Source organism: Cupriavidus basilensis, from assembly GCF_000832305.1.
In the GTDB taxonomy this organism is placed as follows: domain Bacteria; phylum Pseudomonadota; class Gammaproteobacteria; order Burkholderiales; family Burkholderiaceae; genus Cupriavidus; species Cupriavidus basilensis_F.
The window spans coordinates 162,523-181,157 of record NZ_CP010537.1; the positions used below are offsets into that span (position 1 = coordinate 162,523).

At 67.7% G+C, this 18,635-nt stretch carries 14 protein-coding genes; 2 read left to right on the plus strand and 12 right to left on the minus strand.

Annotated elements, in window-relative coordinates; translation table 11 throughout:
* Positions 1-8 precede the first annotated feature (8 nt).
* From RR42_RS21560 to RR42_RS21585, 6 genes are all read right to left on the minus strand, one after another.
* Positions 9-707 (minus strand): hypothetical protein, encoded by a 699-nt coding sequence (locus RR42_RS21560; RefSeq protein WP_043352858.1) that lies wholly within the window; start codon positions 705-707, stop codon positions 9-11.
* Between the two features lie 120 nt (positions 708-827).
* Positions 828-1,787, minus strand: coding sequence for a DUF1177 domain-containing protein (locus RR42_RS21565; RefSeq protein WP_043352859.1), 960 nt, complete (start codon positions 1,785-1,787; stop codon positions 828-830).
* A 646-nt stretch (positions 1,788-2,433) separates the two neighbouring features.
* Entirely contained in the window at positions 2,434-3,582 is a 1,149-nt protein-coding gene (locus RR42_RS21570; protein WP_043352863.1) for a porin, read from the minus strand.
* Between the two features lie 125 nt (positions 3,583-3,707).
* Entirely contained in the window at positions 3,708-4,463 is a 756-nt protein-coding gene (pepE, locus tag RR42_RS21575; protein ID WP_043352865.1) for a dipeptidase PepE, read from the minus strand.
* Positions 4,464-4,497: 34 nt separating this feature from the next.
* Positions 4,498-5,682, minus strand: coding sequence for an aminotransferase class V-fold PLP-dependent enzyme (locus tag RR42_RS21580; protein ID WP_043352868.1), 1,185 nt, complete (start codon positions 5,680-5,682; stop codon positions 4,498-4,500).
* A 45-nt stretch (positions 5,683-5,727) separates the two neighbouring features.
* A complete protein-coding gene (locus tag RR42_RS21585) occupies positions 5,728-7,317 on the minus strand; it encodes an OPT/YSL family transporter (RefSeq protein ID WP_144409915.1) in 1,590 nt (529 codons plus the stop codon).
* Between the two features lie 442 nt (positions 7,318-7,759).
* Between RR42_RS21585 and RR42_RS21590 the strand changes: the two genes are divergently transcribed.
* Positions 7,760-10,543: a hypothetical protein gene (locus tag RR42_RS21590; RefSeq protein WP_052494845.1), complete on the plus strand. Its 2,784-nt coding sequence runs from the start codon at positions 7,760-7,762 to the stop codon at positions 10,541-10,543.
* Here RR42_RS21590 and RR42_RS21595 read toward each other — a convergent pair.
* The 4 genes from RR42_RS21595 to RR42_RS21610 form a co-directional block, all read right to left on the minus strand.
* Positions 10,540-11,304, minus strand: a complete 765-nt coding sequence (locus tag RR42_RS21595; RefSeq protein WP_043352872.1) for an IclR family transcriptional regulator — start codon at positions 11,302-11,304, stop codon at positions 10,540-10,542. The two genes, RR42_RS21590 and RR42_RS21595, sit on opposite strands and share 4 nt — an antisense overlap.
* Before the next feature lie 63 nt (positions 11,305-11,367).
* Positions 11,368-12,477, minus strand: coding sequence for a nucleotidyl transferase AbiEii/AbiGii toxin family protein (locus RR42_RS21600; protein ID WP_052494846.1), 1,110 nt, complete (start codon positions 12,475-12,477; stop codon positions 11,368-11,370).
* Positions 12,458-12,865: a DUF6088 family protein gene (locus tag RR42_RS21605; protein WP_043352873.1), complete on the minus strand. Its 408-nt coding sequence runs from the start codon at positions 12,863-12,865 to the stop codon at positions 12,458-12,460. Before RR42_RS21605 ends, RR42_RS21600 begins: the two co-directional genes overlap by 20 nt.
* Before the next feature lie 443 nt (positions 12,866-13,308).
* Positions 13,309-14,619, minus strand: a complete 1,311-nt coding sequence (locus RR42_RS21610) for an MFS transporter (RefSeq protein WP_043352878.1) — start codon at positions 14,617-14,619, stop codon at positions 13,309-13,311.
* Here RR42_RS21610 and RR42_RS39820 point away from each other — a divergent pair.
* Positions 14,618-15,022, plus strand: coding sequence for a hypothetical protein (locus tag RR42_RS39820; protein WP_144409916.1), 405 nt, complete (start codon positions 14,618-14,620; stop codon positions 15,020-15,022). The two genes, RR42_RS21610 and RR42_RS39820, sit on opposite strands and share 2 nt — an antisense overlap.
* Before the next feature lie 11 nt (positions 15,023-15,033).
* On the opposite strand, the gene RR42_RS21615 is transcribed toward RR42_RS39820, so the two are convergent.
* Complete coding sequence (locus tag RR42_RS21615; protein ID WP_052494847.1) at positions 15,034-18,060, minus strand: c-type cytochrome; 3,027 nt, start codon at positions 18,058-18,060, stop codon at positions 15,034-15,036.
* Complete coding sequence (locus RR42_RS21620) at positions 18,057-18,563, minus strand: (2Fe-2S)-binding protein (RefSeq protein WP_043352880.1); 507 nt, start codon at positions 18,561-18,563, stop codon at positions 18,057-18,059. The genes RR42_RS21615 and RR42_RS21620 overlap by 4 nt, the downstream gene beginning before the upstream one ends.
* Between the last annotated feature and the right edge of the window lie 72 nt (positions 18,564-18,635).

Sequence of the window (18,635 nt, forward strand, 5' to 3'; positions counted from 1 at the left end):
GGCGCGGGTCAGCAGCCGACCCAGTAGGCGTAGCCCACCAGCCGGTCGCCGAGGAAGTACAGGCGGTACTGGTCGCCGTCGCCGTCCAGCGTGTAGAGCGTGGTGTAGGCGAGCTGCTCGAGCGGGTCGCCCTCGTCGCGGTCGGACGGGCTGCGTACCTTGCCCGGTGCCTCAGCCAGTTTCCAGCGCGGGTTCTTGCGCAGGGCCGTGTTGAGCTGCGTCAGCGTGGAGGCAGCGGTAACCTCCTGGTTTTCCAGCTTGAGCGTCAGCCCGGCCGGGATGCCGTGCAGCGCGCGGATTACGGCGTCGCCGCTGCGGCCCACTTCGATCAGCGCATCGGGGTAGTGGTAGTCCATCAGGTGCTCTTCGTCGAGCGCCGTGCCGCATTCATCCTGGTTGGGCGTGATGTCCGGCGGCTTGCCCCACGCCGCCTGCACGTCCGCCATGCTGGTCAGCCCGCGCAGGGCGACCAGCGGGCGCGCCAGCGGCGCGGGCGCATAACCGGGCTCGTCGTCCGGCTGGGCAGCGTCGTCGGCGCGCGCTGCCTGCGCATCCGATGAGGCGGCGGCGGATGGGGATGTGGCGGAGGTGGCCGGAGCCGGTTCATTGCGTTCGCATCCAGGCAGCGCGGCTAACGCGGCGCAGGCGGCGAGGGCGGACAGGCAGCGGGACAGCGCGGGGCCGTCGGTGTCGTTCAGGCGGAGCATGTTGCAAGAATAGCCGCTAAGGCGGCGACTGCGTCAGGAGCGCAACCATACACCGAAGCGCGCCCGCTGAGAATGCCCGCGTGTGGCTTGCCGCACGTCCGGGCGCCGCCGCGCCTGGTTTCAGTGCGCAGCGCCGGCGCGCTGGAAACCTGTCATGTCGGGATAGATCGCGCGGATCTTGCCCCATTCCACCACGTTGAAGAACTGGCACTTGCCAGCGCCGAAGCGCTTGGCTACTTCCACGCAGAAGCGCACTGCTTCGGCAATGTCGATCTCGTGGTTGGCGCTGGTGGCGCTGCCCGAGACCACCGACTGCGCCGTCAGCGCCACGCCTACCACCGGGGCGGCGGTGGCCACATGCGGCTGCATGATGCTGTTGAAGTGGTACAGGCCGTTGTGATAGGGCGTGATGTCCTGCTGCGAGATCGGGAAGGTCACTGCCGGGCAACCGGTGGTGGACTCCATCGTTGCGACCAGGTCCGGGCTCACGCGCAGGATGTAGCCCTGCATGGCGGTGGGGGAGATCGCAAAGCCGCGCTGCTTGATGATGCTGTTGCCCTTGGAGGCATCGAGCGACAGGATCGCATCCATTTCCGGCAGCACCTGGTACGCGTTCATGGTGTCGGACGACACCGGCATGCCCATGAAGGGCACCGGATCGTGCGGCTGCATCGACACGTTGGTGGACAAGTGCGTGGTCACGATGACGTCGCCGGCCAGGTGGTCGCCCTTGTGCTTCATCTGCGCCAGCTTGAGCGCCACGGCCAGGCTGCCGATCGGGCCGTCCGCGTCGGACACCAGGCCTACCAGTTCCGGGCGCGCGCCGATGGCGCCATTGCGGCCGATCACGCCTAGCGTGGGGGCTTTGCCGCCGCCGCGCTTGCCTTGGGTGCCGGGGATGACGATGGTGAGGAAGTCGGTGGTGTTTGTGGTGGGTTCCGGCGGGGCGTTGTTGATGGTGACGACGTCTACCGTTACGCCGGCGGCGGTGTAGGCACCGAACAGGTCGCGGACGACTGCGCCGTTGGCGTTGGGGCTGTCCAGGGCTTCGTGGATGACTAGGGTTTGTTGCAGGGTCATGGGGGGCTTCTTGAATGGGTTGGGTTTAAGTCAACTTCAAAGGCCTGAGGTCAAAGGCTTTGAGTCAAAGGCTTAAAGTCAAAGGCTTAAAGTCAAAGGCGGTTTCACCACCCCTGCGGGGCGGCGACCTACTTTCTTGTCTTGCCAAGAAAGTAGGCAAAGAAGGCGCGCCGGATGGGGCGACTACCTCCTCGGGCTTCGACGAAAAGAGCGGCCGGGACCCAAACTCGCATCGCCTTGAGGCGATACTCAGACATGGGTCCCTCTTTTCCGCTCTTTTCGCCGAATCCCGAGGCGCCCCATACGGCCTGGTACACCTTGACGGCTCGCTTCGCATCGCGCTGGGGTGATTCCCGCCCTTCGGGCGGGAATCACGGCTACACCAGTTGGTTGATTGCCGATGGTTAGCTCCCCTCTCCCACTTGTGGGAGAGGGGCCGGGGGAGAGGGCGGGCGCTCGTTGCGGCTGCGTGCTGGAACAAACCACGGGCTTCGCTTCAAGTGGCTCCTAGCTAAGCCACCCCTCTCCCCGGCCCTCTCCCCCTGAGGGGAGAGGGAGAGACAGCCGTCGTCATAACGCGCGGCTTTGGCCCCTTCGGCGGCTTCGGCAAACGCCCCAACCCGGCGCGACGCTTCTCCCCGTACCTTCAAAACAAATGGCGCATGCCCAGCATCACGGTGGTCTGGTTGTTGCGGCCGTCCAGTTTCTTGCCGCTGTCGCCGGTCCAGTTGGTCGTTGCGTTGCCGAACAGGCCGGACCAGTCGCCATGTACCCAGTCATACGCCAGCGCCAGGTAGAGGTCGGTGCGCTTGCTCAAGGCGTAGTCCGCCACGCCGTAGGCTGTGGTGCGGTTGCCGCTGAAGGCGTCGGCGCGGGTGCGGTCGTGCATCACGCTGGCGGTCAGCGTGACGGCGGGGGTGACCGTGTAGTTGGCCCCCACGGTGAAGAAGTCGTCGCGCCGGCTGCCGCCGAACACCGAGTTGAACGCGGCGCGGTTGGTGGCGGTGGCGGCGGTCGACATGCTGGTGATGGTGGCGGTATCGGTGCCGCCCTTGGACGAGTCAAAGCCGGCGTCGCGGTCGCTGTGGATATAGTTGGCGAACAGGCTCGCGCGGCCCACCGAGGCCTTCAGCCCGGCCAGGTAGATGCGCGCGGCGCGGCTCATGCTGTCGCGGGTTTGCTGGAAGTCGCCCACGGCCACGAGCGGGCCTGAGGCGTACTTCATGCCCAGCGAGACCGACGACATCGCGGAGCCCTTGCCGGCGGTCTCGCCCAGCGCGTACTCGGCAATCAGCGCCAACGGGCCGTAGTTGCCGGTGTAGCTGATCGCGTTGTCGTAGCGCTGGCCGGTCAGGAAGACCATCCACGCATTGGACGGCGCGGCGCCCACGCCGAGCGGGTCCACGTAGTACAGCATGGTGTTGGCCGTGGTGTACTGCCGGCCCAGCGCCACTTCGCCGTAGCGCTTGCTGCCGATCTTCACATAGGCCTGGCGCCCGAACAGCTGGCCCTGCTGGTCGAGCTTGCCGGTGTCCGCCAGCAGGCCGTTTTCCAGCACGAAGCCCGCTGACAGATCGCCGCCCAGGTCTTCGCTGCCCCTCAGGCCGAAGCGGCTGCCGGACAGAAAGCCCTCGCCACCCTGTTGCAGGCTAGCCAGCGCGCTGCCGTTGGGGTCCGAATGGGTCTGGTAGGTGAGCGCGGTGTCGATCACGCCGTACAGCGTGACGCCGCTTTGCGCCATTGCGGCGGCGGGCAGGCTCAATGCGAGCGCGCCAAGCCAGTGCTTGTTGGTCATGGTTTTTCTCCTCCAAGGGCAATAGGGGGCCCGCGCAGGGGTCTTTCGCCCTGCGTCGGGGTGTGGCGTGGGTGGTGCGGCGCCGCGCGGCGCCGGGATTCAGGTCCCGGATTCGAGCCCGGAAATCAGGCCCGGAAGTCTTGCCAGCCGTCCATGCCGGCCGGCCCGGTGATACGCGACAAGGGGAAGGTCTCGCCCTCGCGCAGTGTCTCTACCTGTCCCTCGGCCGTGAAGTGCAGCGCGTGGCGCTCGCCCAGCACCGTGCCGTTGCTGCCGTCGGAGAACAGCGCGGAGCCCTCCGGCAGCGCGAAGACCTGCTCCGGCGCGTTGATGTGCAGGAACTCCGCCAGGCGCTCTTCGCGGCTTTCGCCGTTGTGGCCGGCGGGCTTGCCGCCGATGAAGTGCGGGTTGATCTGGAACGGCACCAGGCGCAGCGCGCGCAGCGAGGGCGGCTGCACGATGGGCATGTCGTTGGTGGTGCGGATGGTCGGGCAGGCCACGTTGCTGCCAGCGCTCCAGCCCACGTACGGCGTGCCGGCCTGCACCTTGGCGCGGATCGCGTCGACGAGATCGGCGTCGTACAGGCGCTTGAGCAGCGCGAACGTGTTGCCGCCGCCCACCGCGATGGCTTCGGCCTCGTCCACCGCGCGGCGCGGGTCGGCGCTGTGGTGGATGGACGCCAGCGCGTAGCCCAGGCGCTCGAACACCGGCTTGACCATGCCTTCGTAGGTATCGAAGCTGAAGGTCACGCCGGCGAAGGGGATGAACAGGACTTTGCGTGGCTCGTGCCTGAGCAGGGCATGGATCTGCGCGTCAGCGTGTTCGAGGTAGCCGAGGTTGTCCTTGCGGGAGCTGCTCATCAGCAAGATGCGTTGGTTCATGTCGGGTTCCGGTAGTTCAGTCGTGATGTCAGGCTCAGGCCACGGCGGCGGCGATCAGTTCGGCCACGCGGTCGATTTCCTCATGGGTATTGAAGTAATGCAGCGAGACGCGTGCCATGGTGGACACGCCGTAGCGCGCCAGGATGGCATCGGCCATGAAGTTGCCGGCTTCGATGATGCACTGCTGCTGCTCCAGCGCGGCTACGATCTTGGCCGGGTCCACGCCGCGCACATTGAAGGGCACGATGCCGATGCGCTCGGCGGCATTGGATGGGCCGTAGAGTTCGAAGCCAGCGACGGCGCAGAGTTTTTCCACGGCGTAGGCGGTGAGATTGCGCACGCGCGCTTCGATGGCGTCGATGCCGATGCGTTCGGCATAGCCGATGGCGGTGCCCAGGCCGAGGATGGCCGGCACGATCGGGCAGCCGGCTTCAAACCGGCGCGCGCCCGGCACCAGCGACAGCGCGCCGGTGGCGCGGTCATAGCTGCCGTTCCACCAGCCCACCAGCGCGGGCTCGATGGTCTCGATCAACGCGCGGCGCACGTAGAGAAACCCCGATCCTTCGGTGGCGCGCAGCGCCTTGCGCCCGCAACCGGCCAGGAAATCGCAATCCAGCGCCTGCACGTCGGAGCGCAGCATGCCCACGCTTTGCGCGGCATTGACCAGCGACAGCACGCCGTGCGCGCGCGCCACCGCGCAAATGGCGGCGGCCGGCTGCACCGCGCCGGTGGAATTGGGCAGGTGCGAGAACGTCAGCAGGCGCGTGCGCGGGGTGACGGCGGCGGTGAAGCTGTCGGGGCTCAGCAGGCCTTGTGCATCGGCCGCCACCATCTTCACCACGATGCCGTGGGTTTGCTCCAGGCGCTTCCACGGCAGCAGGTTGCTGAGCATTTCCGTGTCGGCCACCAGCACTTCGTCGCCCGCTTGCCAGGCGACGCCGCGCGCCACGATGGAGATACTCTCGGTGGCATTCTTGGTGAAGGCGATCTCGTCGGCGGCCGCGCCCAGCAGGCCGGCGAGTTGTGCGCGCGCGGCTTCCACGCGGGCATAGGTGGCCTTGCGGAAGGCCGGCAGGTAGATGCCAACGTGGCCGGTATCGAGCAGGTACGCGCGTACGGCGTCGAGCACGGCGTCCGGCGGCAGCGAGGCCGCCGCGGTATCGAGATAGATGGTGGAGGCCGTCAGCGGGGTGTCGGCGCGGATTGCTTGGATATCCATGGAACGTCTCGGGGTGATGCGGGAAAGAAGGGGCTTCGGCAAGGCTTACTTGCGCAGCTTGGTGACCGAGCCGAAGAAGCTGAACAGCGCGTCGCCCGCGATCACGCCACCGGCGAAAGCGCTCATCTCCGCGATATCGCGCTCGCCACGCAGGCGCAGCAGCACGAAGCGGATCAGCAGCCCTGCGAGTACGGCCCAGCCGGCCAGCGGCGAGGCGATCAGCATGCCGGTGGACAGCAGGATGCCAAGCTGGCGCCTGGAGCCGCCCAGCAACTGCAACAGCGCGCCCGGAATGGCCCAGATCACCAGGTTGCGCGCAATCTCGGCGGACGAGCCGGCCTTGATCGACGCGGCATAGACGCGGTCCACCGGCGGCAGCAGGCCCTGCGAGAAGAAGGTGCCGTGGAACACCAGCACCACCACGGCCGCCACGGCAAAGCCGATCATCGCGGCGAAGAACTGTTGCTTGCGCCCGGCCAGCTCCGCCTCCATGTCGCGGCCTTCGCCGCGCAGCAGGTAGCCGGTCTTGAGGTCGTAGCCCATGTCGGCAAAGGCCGGGCCGGTGGCGGCGGAGAAGCCCACCAGCACCGCCAGCGCCGTCGGCGGGAAACCGATCAGGATGCCGATGGTCAGCGTGATCAGCGCCACCGCGAAGGCCGGGAACCAGCCCGAATGCATGGCCGCGATGCCCACGATCAGCTCGTGCACATAGGCGGCAAACGCGGCGTAGAGCACGAATGCCACCAGCATGCCCAGCGACATATCCGAGACATGGCCGGCCAGCACCGAGATCAGCAGTGCGATGGCCAGGTAGACCAGGAAGCCGCCCGAGAGAATGCGGCTGGCGCGCGCGGCCGGGACTTCGATGGTGCGCGCGTCGGCGGCCGGGGCGTTGCGCGACTTGTGGATCTCGCGTGCCACCTGGAACAGCGCCACCAGCCCGGCGCCGATCATCAGGCCGTGCGGGATATAGGCCTTGGCAATGTCGATGCCGAGCAGCGGCACCGAATAGCCGCGCGTCAGCAGCCCCAGGCCAAACATGGTCAGCGCGGCCAGGTTGCCGAGGAACGCGGCACCAAAGGCCGACATCGGGATGCCCAGCCAGGCCCCGCCCACGCCCACCGCGATGCCCAGGCCGAGAAAGGCTGCCTTGCGCCCGCCGCGGTCGCCAGCCCAGATCGCCTCGGCGGTGGCGATGCCGGCCGGCCAGGTGCCGGTCGCCGGGAAGATCTTGCTGCCGAACAGGAAGTACAGCATGGCGCCGTCGACAAACATGGCGATCACCGCGCCGATCAGCATCGGCGTGGCCAGCTCCGGCATGCCCATGGCGTAGGGCACGCCGAGCGGGATCATCAGGGAATTGGCCGCGCCGAAGGTGGCCGAGGAAATCGCCGTCTGCACCAGGTTCTGGCGCTCCAGCACGCGAAATCGCCGCGTGATCTCCAGCGGAATGCGCGAGAACACGATGGCGATCAGCGCGCCGATGATCGACGTGTTGGCCGAGATGCCGAGCGAGACGATCAGCTGCATGCCGATCATCGCGCCGAAGACCGACAGCCCCACCGATACCAGCAGCAGGAAGGGCTCGGTGATGCGCGCGCGCGTGGCGGGCTTGGCCGCCAGGGGTGGGTTCATTGCTGCCGGGGTTTCCATGGGTCTACCTTTCATCATCTGTCCTGCCAGTGTTCTCCGCATGTTTTTTTAGCGGATGAAGCCGGCGACCTCCTCGATTGGCCCCTTGGCCCGGCGCATCGCGTCCAGCAGGCGGGGAACGGCCTGTATGTCCAGTCTTTGCAGTGGCCCGACGATGCCCAGCGATCCCACTACCGTGCGCCTGTCGCGCGACCAAAGCCGCAGCGCCAGCCCGGCATGCGATCTTTGCGTTTTGCTGTTTTGTCTCCATTTGAGAGACAGTGTCTCTGTTATTGTGGAATGCTAGGCCGCGCTGTGGGCCCGAACAATCCGGGTAAACACCGAACGCCGCTGCGCAACGGCGCACGCGTGCGCGCTTTGCCACGCCATGACGCCGCCTATACTTGGGCGGGAATGTGCGAATGTGCAAAGGAAAGGGCCCCGCATGCCGGTTCAAGAGCAGCCTTCGGATGACGAACTGGCCCGCATCGCGCGCCGGCGCCGGCAGCTCGGGATTGCCCGGCGCGCGCGCGATGGCGACAGCAACTGGGCGCTGGCGCTCTCGGGCGGCGGGATCCGCAGCGCGACGTTCTGCCTGGGCGTGATGCAGGCACTGGCCAAGGCGCCTACGCCACCGGTGGCCGGTCCGGCCGCTGCGGACGCCATCCAGGAAGGCGACGGACCGGACGCCATCGTCCCCGCCCCCGAGCCAGCCACCACCGCCTTGCTCGGCCAGTTCGATTACCTGTCCACCGTCAGCGGCGGCGGCTACATCGGCGCTTTCTTCTGCAGCCTGTTTGTGCCGGGCCGGTTGAAGCCGGACACCACGCCGCCGGAGGCTGCGGCACTTGCTTACCGCACGTTGCAGCATGAGCCGCCGGGGCGCATCCGCTCGTCGGCGTCCTACGCCCCAGACCCGGGGCGCGCCGCAGTGGCGTGGCTGCGCGAGAACGGGCGTTACCTGACGCCGACCGGGGCCGGCGATTCGCTCTACGCGGCCTCGCTGGTGGTGCGCAACTGGTTCGCCATGCAGTACGTGATCGGCAGCGCGCTGCTGTTGCTGCTGGCGGTGCTGGCGCTGCTGCGCCATCTCGCCATCGGCACCTGGCTCGACCTGGGCCGGCACGAGATGGACCTGCTGCACGACGCTCGCCAGGTGTTCAACGAGGGCGGCCTGGCGATCTGGTGGAGCGAGCTGCTGTGGCTGCCGCTGGCGGCGCTCCTGCTGTTTGCCGTGCCGCCGGGCGTGGCGTACTGGCTGGTCTATCCGCGCGGCGGCGATGGCAATGCGGCCTTGCGCTTTGACAGTCTCGCCACGCGCCTGGCCGCACTGGCCGGCGTGGCGATGCTGGTGATGGCTGCGGCACTGCACCACCTCGGCCCAGGGCTGGTGCTGTCGTGCCTGCTGCTGGCGATGGCGGTGCTGGCGCTGTCAGGCGTGGCTTGCTGCTTCGTGTTGTGCCGGGTGCCGCCGGCGACAGTGCAGGACTACCGGGTGCGGGCCACGCGCCTGCTGAGCCAGGCCATCGGCGTTGCGCTGTGGCTCGCGGCGCTGGGCGTGGCGGACACCGTGGCGCGCACCTTCTATCTCTACACGCAGGCCTCCCATCAGCCCTGGCGCACGCTCGGGCTGGCGGGGATGCTGGGTGCGCTGGTCTGGCTGATCCGCTATGGCGCGGCGCTGGTCGATGGCAAGGCCGGCACGCGGCGCGCGCGTCTGCCTGTGTCGCTGCTGGCCGGCGCTGCCGCCGCCGTGGTGGCGCTGCTGGTCTTCGTGCTGTGGTCGTGGCTGGTGCTGTGGGTGCGGTGGAACGGCGGCGAGCCGCTCGACTGGTTCACCTTCGGCAATGCCTACACCACGCCAGTGCTGTGCACGCTGAGCGTGCTGGCGCTCGGGCTGACCATGATTGCCGGGCGTTTCGCCGGTTTCCTGAACCTGTCGACGCTGCAGCCGTTTTACTCGGCCCGCCTGACCCGCGCCTACCTCGGCGGCTCCAACGGCAAGCGCTTCATGCCCGGCAGCGGCGCGGCGCCCGCTCAGCAGCATGCCAGCAGGCGCGCCAGGTTCAGCGTGGCCGAGCCCGCGCACGGCGACGCGCTCAGCCTGAACACCTACTACGATCCCGCCATGCTGGCGCCGCTGCACCTGATCAACGTCACGCTCAACCTTACCGTGGATCCCGCCGAGCAACTGGTGCAGCGCGATCGCAAGGGCAAGCCGCTATGCGTGGCGCCAGGCCCCTTCGTGCTGCCGGCGACGGGCTCTCGCGCCGTGCCCGAGGATTCCTTCGTACGCTTCACCGTGGACGGGCAGCGCTATTTTCCGCAGACGCACAAGGCGGGCGGCAGCGAGCTCTCGCAGTCGCGCACGCTGGGTGACTGGATCGCGACCTCGGGCGCGGTGGTCTCCACCGGGCTGGGCCGCTCCACCACGCTGGGCACATCGCTGCTGCTAGGGTTGGCCAACCTGCGCCTGGGCACCTGGTGGCCGTCGTACCCGCTGGATGCCGGCAGCGCGCCGCGCGCCGGCGGCGCCGAGCGCAACCGCGTGCAGGCGGAGCGCGCCGGGACGCCCTGGCTGGGCGGATTGATCACGCTGTTTCGCACGCAGTATTACCTTGCCTGCGAGCTGAGCGCGCGCTTTCACGGTACGCGGCGCGGCTGGCAATACCTGTCGGACGGCGGGCATTTCGAGAACACTGCCGTGTATGAGCTGCTGCGGCCCGAGCGCGGGGTGGGGCTGGTCGTGCTGTGCGATTGCGGGGCGGATCCGGACTACCAGTTCGGCGACCTGGCCAACCTGATCCGGCTCGCTCGCATCGACATGGGGCTGGAGATCGTGGTCGATGCCGCGGCCGCCGGCGATGCCGTGCTGGGCGGCGTGTTCGGCACGCAGGAAGATTTTCTGCCGGCGGCCCGGCAAGGCCAGGCGGCGGCCAACAAGTGCGCGCTGCTGCTGAACGTGTTTCGGGCGGATGAGCCCGCCGCCACGCGCCGTCCCGTATCGCGCATCGTGCTGCTCAAGCCCTGCCCGATTGCCTCGGCGCCGGTTGATGTGCAGCAGTACGGCGCCGGCCATCCGGCCTTTCCGCAGGAACCCACGATCGAGCAGTTCTTCAATGAAGCGCAGTGGGAGAGCTACCGCGAGCTGGGGTTCTCCATCGGCCAGCTTGTGTTCGGTGGTGGCGCCGGCGGCGATGCGGTGGCGCGCGCCTTGTGGGCGCGTTAGCGCCCGAAACCCACCACCTCTTCCAGCCGGCGGCTGGCTTCGCGCAGGGCTTCCAGCAGGCGCGGGACCGACTCCTCATTCAGGCGTTGCTGCGGGCCCGCAATGGCCAGTGAGCCAACCACCTCGGTCTGGTCGCGCGACCACAGCGGCAGGGCCAGCCCCGCCACGCTGGCGGCGGCCTCGCCGCGCGTGTGGGCCCAGCCCTGTTCGCGGATCTCGGCAAGCTGCGGCTCGATGACGGCGGGATCGGGCGCGGCCAGCGCAGGCTGGTCCTGGGCGCGCTGCCTGGCGTTTTCCAGCACACGGGCCCGGAAAGCGTCGTCCTGGAAGGCCAGGATGGCCTTGGCGTGCGCGCCCGCGTGCAGCGCAAAGCGCTGTCCAAGTTCAATCGAGAAGCGCAGCTGATGCTGGCTCTGGACCATGCCGACGCAAAGCCCTTCATGGCCGTCCAGCCACGACAGGAAGACAGTCTCGCCGCTTTGCGCGGCCAGCTTTTCCAGCACGGGCTGCACCACCTCTGCGGGCGAGAACGTCTTGCGCACCACCTGGCCCAGCTCGAACAGCCGCAGCCCCAGCGAATACTTGCCGCTGGCCGCGTCCTGCACCAGGAAACCGTTGGCGGCAAAGGTGGCCAGCACGCGGTGCACCACCGCGTGATGCACGCCGCTGTGCTTGGCCAGCTCGCGCACGCCCCAGGTGGGCTGGCGCACCGTGAAGTAGGTCAGCAAGGCCAGCGCGCCGTCCAGAGTCTTGAGAGTCATACCGTTATCCTGCCTTGATCCTGCTTTGCATGGGCAGCATGGTACGGATAAGCGGCGCGCGGCTCAATCTTTGTTGTCGGGAAGGCACGGTGGCGGGGGGTGCCAGCCGGACTTCGTCACACTTGCCGTTGTCAGGAAGTGCTCTGCGATCGCGGCGAAAGACGCAAAGCAGGTCTCGAAAACTGGCTTCTCTTTTGCGAACAGGAGAGGGAGCAGGCGCTGCGAGAAATCTCGGCGCAGGCCTTCGTCGCTACGGGCGCGATCCAGCGCGTTGCTCAGGACTGCGTAGGGTTTGGTATCGAACCCAGGATGTTGGCCCTTGAACTCTTCAACGTCTTTTACCACGAGCGCGGCAAAGACAGCGCGAGCCGGCTCGATTGCCTCTGGCCGTGCCGTGTGGATACGCCAGACGTCATAGACGTGGCGAACCAGCGCCGGGTCGGAGTCGCCGCGCTGGTGCCCATCCCACTTCCAGGCGCAGCGTCGCAAGAGCGAGAGCACCTTCTCCGCAAGGGTCTCCGCGACCGAGATCGCAAGCATCTGGAAACGAACCGGCGTGTCGCGGGGAATGAAACGATCCAGCAGGTAGCCCATGTCGAGCGCTTCGACCGGGAGCTTGGGCGGACGATGGATGAGCTCGACTTTCAACTCTGGACGCAAGACGCCGGAGACATCCTTGAATTGCGGACCATACTCAACCGCGAGCCTGTAGTAGCGACGGTTGTCATTGGAGAACGGGTTGTTCTTGTCTTCGATTTTCGTAAAGACGAAGCCAACCCGGGTCAGGCGCTCCTCCAGTTCGGTCTGGATGTCGCCCAGGCGCTTGCGCGTCGAATGACCTTTCGGCAGCGCATAGCCATCCGGAGCGTTTTCCAGCAGAACCTTGATGTCGATGTCTTCCGACATCCGTTCGATGAGGCCGTGGGCTTTCGACAGGCAGGTGCCGCCGGCAAAGACAAGCTGGCTCTTCAATGCTACCCGAGCCGGGCGGGTATCTCCCTTCCTGCGCTCTTGCCGATGTGCAATGTGCGCGATCCGGATTTTGGAGAGTGCAATCAGCGCATCGGTGATGTGGATGTCTTTTTCCGCTACGGCGGGCGGCAAGCTGCTCAGCAGGCCAGCTGCGGCAGCGTCTTCAATGTCGGACTTGAGCTCAGCGGTGATGGCTTTCATATTGGATGGTCCGATCGCCTACCGTGATTTGCCGGCTGATGCGCCGGCGCCCAGTGTTGACAACGCTTCCCATCGGGATCTGGGTGCTCCTGCCGCTGTTGTATTCCTCCGCGAGCTGGCTTGGGGAGATCGCGATGCCAAGCTTCTGGAACAGCTCGGCAGCAATGTCTTCGAGCGTGCCGGCGGGCGTTGGCTTTCCGGTGAACTTGTTGACGCGCGTCTTGGCGAACGCTCCCTTGCTAACGCGGACCAGCTTGCCCTCGTCCACAAGACGGGCTAGCACGCGGCCCACCTGTGCGGAGCTTCCCAGCTTGGCAAGCTCCGAGCGCAGGATGACAGTCGCGGCGCGCTGCGTCAGCGAGCGATTGATTCGGTCTTCCAGTTTCATGGCTTGCCTGCCGGGTTGGATTTACGTTCGTAGTGACTCTATCACATGAAATGCCAGAAACCGGCTGTGGCATTGGGAAATACGTTTTCAGAATCTGCTCATTTACGATCAGTTGTTGTGAGCGAAGTCAGCGGAAAAGCGCATAAAAATCCACAAAAAAAGCTCCCGATTCCTCGGGAGCTCAGATTGCTGACAAATCCGGATCTACGTTGTCCTGCTCCTCTCTCCCGCGCGCGGGAGAGAGGTTGGGAGAGAGGGCGGGCGCTCGTCATGCCAGCGTGCTGGATAACCCCACGGGCTTCGCTTCAAGTGGCTCCTAGCTAAGCCACCCCTACCCAGGAACCTCCCCGGCCCTCTCCCCCTGAGGGGAGAGGGAGAGACAGCCGTCGTCAGGGCGCGCGGATTTTGCCCGTTCGGCGGCTCCGGCACGGGCTTGATCCAGGCTAGCGGTTGACCACCTTGGCCGGCATCGCCAGCACCAGGAAGCAACTCGCCACCAGGCAGCCTGCGAACAGGATCAGGCCGGCGCTGGGGCTGTGGAATGTGTCCTTCAGCCAGCCCAGCAGGTAGGTGGCCGCGAACCCGCCCAGGTTGGCGATGGAGCAGGCCAGCGCGATGCCGGCGGCGGCCGCGGTGCCGCTCAGGAAGGTGGATGGCAGGCACCAGAACACCGGGAACGTCGCCACGATGCCTACGTTGGCCACCGTCAGCATCACCAAGGTGGCGGAGGTGGAGCCGGTGACGAAGGTGCTGCCGACCAGGCCGGCGGCGCCTGCCAGGGTGGGCAGCACAATGTGCCAGCGGCGCTCGCGCGTCTTGTCGGAGTGGGCGCCGTTGAGCAGCATCCCGATCACCGCCGCGGCGTGCGGGATGGCGGTGAGCAGGCCGATGTGCAACGGGCTGGCCACGCCGGAGTCGCGGATGATGGTGGGCATCCAGAAGCCGATGGAGTACGTGCCCATCAGCAGGCACATGTCGATCAGGCCCAGCATCCACACGCGGCGATCGGTGAAGGCGGCCATGAGCGAGTGGTTGCTCTCCACCAGCACGTCCGTGTCCAGGTTGCGCTGCAACGTGCGCTTTTCGTCGGCCTGCAGCCACTTGGCGTCCTTGATGCCGTTGGGCAGGTAGATGAACACCATCACGCCCAGCAGCACCGAGGGAATGGCCTCGAGGAAGAACAGCCACTGCCAGCCGGCCCAGCCGTGCATGCCGGCGAAAGCGGTCATGATCCAGCCGGACAGCGGGCTGCCGATCATGCTGGCAAGCGGCAGGCCCATCATGAACAGCGCGATGATCTTGCTGCGCTTGTGGGTGGGGAACCAGTAGGTCAGGTACAGCAGCACGCCGGGCAGGAAGCCGGCCTCGGCCGCGCCCAGCAAGAAGCGCAGCACGTAGAACTGCGTTGGCGTGGTGACGAACATGGTCGCCCCTGACAGCAAGCCCCACGTCACCATGATGCGGGCGATCCACAGGCGCGCCCCCACCTTTTGCAGCACCAGGTTGCTGGGTACCTCGAACAGGATGTACCCCACGAAGAACAGGCCCGCGCCTAGCCCGTAGATCGTCTCGCTGAAGTGCAGGTCGTCCAGCATCTGCAGCTTGGCCAGCCCGACGTTGATGCGGTCGAGATAGGCGGCGAGATAGCAGGCGCAGAAAAACGGGATCAGGCGCCAGGTCACCTTGCGGTAGATGTCTGGCTCGGCCGCCGCGGGTAGTACGCCCGCCGCGCCGTCTGGATACTGATACGACATGTTCACTCCTTTACTGTTTGCCGTTGTCTACCGTGTGTGTGTCTTTGCCACCGCCGCGGGCGGCTGGCTTGTGCTGTTTGCCATGCAAGCAGCGGGCCAGGCCTGTTCAGTGATGGATGGCTGTCTTCTTATGGTTTCCGGCGGGCTGGCCGGGGTGTTACGCGCCGTCCTTGTGCAGGGGCGGCACCGCTTTCCTTCATCCGGCACTCATGTAGTGCCCGCTACATTATGGTTCAGCGTAAGCTACATAAAAAAAGCTGGCAAGAGCGTGGTGGTGGTTTTCTCCTCGGGGTTTTCCCCCTGCCGTGCGGCGTACTCAGCGGGTACGCGCGGCAGGCGGCTGCGGCAAGGTGGCTTGCCGGAAAAATGGCGGACTGGTGGCTTCAGGCAGGACCGGTATTGATCGGGGCCTGCTTAATGATTGGGTTGGTGATTGGGCCGGTGAGCGGGAGCCGCGCGCAGCCGCGCGAGCGTATCGTCCACGTTGTCCCAGGCGGGTTTGTCGGGGGCGAAGCGCTTGCGCAGGTAGTGCACCAGTTGCGTCAGCTGACGGTCGTCCAGGCTCTCGCCAAAGGCTGGCATATAGCCCAGATCGCTGGTCCCCGGCGTGGGAATGCCATCCAGCAGCACGCGGATCAGGTTGTCCGGCTTGTCGCCGTGCAGATTGGTATTGAGCGCGAGCGACGGCTTGATGCCGAATTGCCTGATGCCCTGGTCGCTCTGGTGGCAGACCGCGCAGGCATTCTGGTACAGGCGCGCGGCGGGTCCCCCGAGCGTGCGCGCGGCGTCAGCGCTGCGTTGCTCAAGCTGGCGCGCCTGTGCGCTGGCTAACGCCGCATCGGGCTGCGCGTCGCCGAACGATGCCACATAGTGCGCGATGGCGCGCACATCCTCCTCGGGCAGCAGCGCCAGCTCTTCGATTACCGGCGCCATCGGCCCGGCCGCCGCACCGTGATGCGGGGCGTAGCCGGTGCGCAGGTAGGAGAACAGCGCTTGCTCCGTCCACGGCACCGGCGCGTGCGACAGCTTGCCCAGCGCGGGCGCTTCCCAGCCTTCGGCCTCGCCGCCGCCAAGATAGCGCCGCCCGCCTTGCTCGGCGCCCAGCGCGTTGCGCGGCGAATGGCAGGCGCTGCAGTGGCCCAGCCCTTCGGCCAGGTACGCGCCACGGTTCCACTGCGCCGAGCGGGCCGGATCGGCCTCGAATGGCTTTGGGCTGTGGAACAGCAGGTTCCATCCCGCCATCAGCGGGCGCAGGTTGTAGGGGAAGGCCAGCGCGGTCTCGGGCGCCTTGGCGCGCACCGGCTCGGCGGCCATCAGGTAAGCGTAGAGCGCTTGCAGATCGCCATCGCTGGTCTTGGCAAAGGCGGTGTAGGGGAACGCCGGGTAAAGATGCCGGCCATCGCGATGAATGCCCTGGCGCATGGCGCGCTCGAACGCCGCGTAGGACCAGTTGCCGATGCCGGTCTCGACATCGGGCGTGATGTTGGTGCTGTAAATGGTGCCGAATGGGGTGTCCAGCGCCAGCCCGCCCGCGTTGCGCGCGCCGTTGGGCGCCGTATGGCAGACCGCGCAATCCCCGGCCGCCGCTACCAGCCGGCCGCGCTCGATGGTCGCGGCCGAGTAGAAGCCGGCCCCCGGCGGGGCCACCGGGGCGATGGGCGCGCGCCATGGCATGGCCGTGACAAACAAGCCGGCCGCGGCGGTGGCGCCGGCCAGCAGCCAGTTGCGCTTGCGGGCGGCACCGCGCTTGGGTGTGCTCTCGGGATTGGCCTGCGCGGCGAGCGCAAGCCGGATGCGTTCGCCGCTGAAGGGCGGCTCGCGCAGGCGCACGCCGGTGGCGTCGAAGATGGCATTGGCCACGGCCGGCGCGGCGGGCAGGGTGACAGCCGCGCTCGTGCCGAGCGTGGCGCTGGCGGGGCGCAGCGCGCCGCCAACGCGCACTTCCGGCAATTGCGCGGTGGCAAGCGCCGGCAGGCTGGCATCGTGTACCGCGGGCAGGTTGGCGGCGGGCCAGCTATCGGAGCGGCTGCCGTCGACGGTGAGTTGCTGCGCGGCGCGCGCGGCCTCCTGCTGCAAGGCCACGGCATCGACCCCGCCTTGTTCGCCCGCATCGCTGTCGTGTCCTAGCGTGACACCGGTGACGCTGACCTCGCCGGTGGTGGCATCCACTTCGACTTCCGCCACCCAGGCCGACCAGCTGTGCACGGGCTGGCCGCCATCGGCCAGCCCGGCTTCAATGGTGCTGGCGTACGCAAAGCCGCGTCCGCGCCGTACGTTCTGTTGCGCTTGCGGGCGTTCGCCGCGTGGCTGCCAGTTGGCCTGCGCCGCGACCCGGCGCACGAGGCCAGCGCCGCGCGTGTCGTCGAGATGGCGCAGCCGCAAGGCCACGGGATCCTGCGCGCTAGCTGCCGCCACTTCGTCCAGGTGCGACTCATGCGCGAACACGTGGGCGCGCGCTGCCTGCGCCGGCGTGCTCTCCACGCGCGGCTGTCCCGGCAGGTCGGCCTGCGTCACGCTCAGGCTGTCAAAGCGGTAGGGGGGCAGGATGGCGTCGTCGCGCGTGTCGCCTCCAGCGGATGCTTGCGGCTCTATTTCGGTGACCGGCGCCGTCGTGCGGGTCAGCCACAAGGCCAGCGGCGGCGCATGCATGACCGCAGCGCTGCCGCGCGCATCCACGGCCGTATTGACGGCATAGGCGGCGATTTCGCCATCGCGTGTCCAGGCGCTTTCGATGTGGGTGTTGACCACCGCCTGCGTGGCGCCAAGTTCATGCGCCTCCACGCGCACGCGCACCACTCGCCCGGCCGAATGCGCCAGCAGGGCGGCATCGGCGGCGGCGTGGTGGGCGTACAGGGGATCTTCGTCGTGGCCCGGAGCCTGCCAGCAGATCAAGGTAATGCGGTCCTCGCCGATGCCGAGCAGGGCGGCGAGTTCGGCCCGCAACGCGCCGGGGCGGCGGCTGGGCAGCCACACGCGCAGCGCGCCGTCGCGCCATTCCGCCATCGCGGAGCAGCCGGCGGCTTGCAGGCCGGCGAGTGGCCATGGATAGTCCTGCGCGCTGCGGCCGGCGGCATCCGCCATGGCCTGCGCGGCGTCGCCGTGTTCGGCAACGATGCGGCGGGCGAGCGGCAAGCCCGAGGCTGCCGCTTTCGGCGGGGCTTGCCAGCGGGCACGCAGCGCGTGGGCGGCTTGCAGCGCCTGTGGCGCGGTATCGGCAGCGATGCCGAGAAAGTCGCCCCGGCGCAATACCGTGGCAACGCCAGGCAGAGCGCGCGCGGCCGTCTCATCGCAGCCGATCAGGCGGGCGCTAAGCAGCGTGCCGGTTTGCCATGCCAGCACGGGCGGGCGGATGACGTGCCCGGCCAGCCACTCCCGCTCGGGCGGCGGCTGCCATGCGCCGGGGCTGGCCGGCGCCATGACGAGGTCGTCGCGCCCGCTCATGCCGCGCCATCCTGGCCGGCGGCCTGGCGCAGCAGCACGGCGGCGCGTTGCACCGCGCGCAGGATCTCCACGTGCGTGCCGCAGCGGCAAAGGTTGAAGCGCAGCGCCTCGCGGATCTGCGCCTCGCTGGGGTCGGGGTTTTCCGCCAAGAGTGCCTTGGCGGTCATGATCATGCCGTTCAGGCAATAGCCGCACTGCGCGGCCTGCTCATCGATAAAGGCTTGCTGCACCGGGTCGGGCTGCCCGCCGGTGGCCAGCCCGTCGAGCGTGGTGATGGCGCGCTGCGCCACCGCTTTCACGGGAATCACGCAGGAGCGCGCCGCCACCCCGTCCACCAGCACCGTGCATGCGCCGCACTGGCCCAGCCCGCAGCCGTACTTTGGCCCGTTGCAGGCGAGGTCATTGCGCAGGACGTAGAGCAGCGGCGTGTCGGGATCGACCTCGGCATCGAGCTGGTACGTGGTCCGGTTGACCCGGAGGCACAGGGGGCGGGGCGTGTTCATCGGGGGGCAGGGGGCGTTTTAGAACATCACTCGCTCGGGGCCGGGGCCCCGGAAGGCACCCGGCGGTCTGGC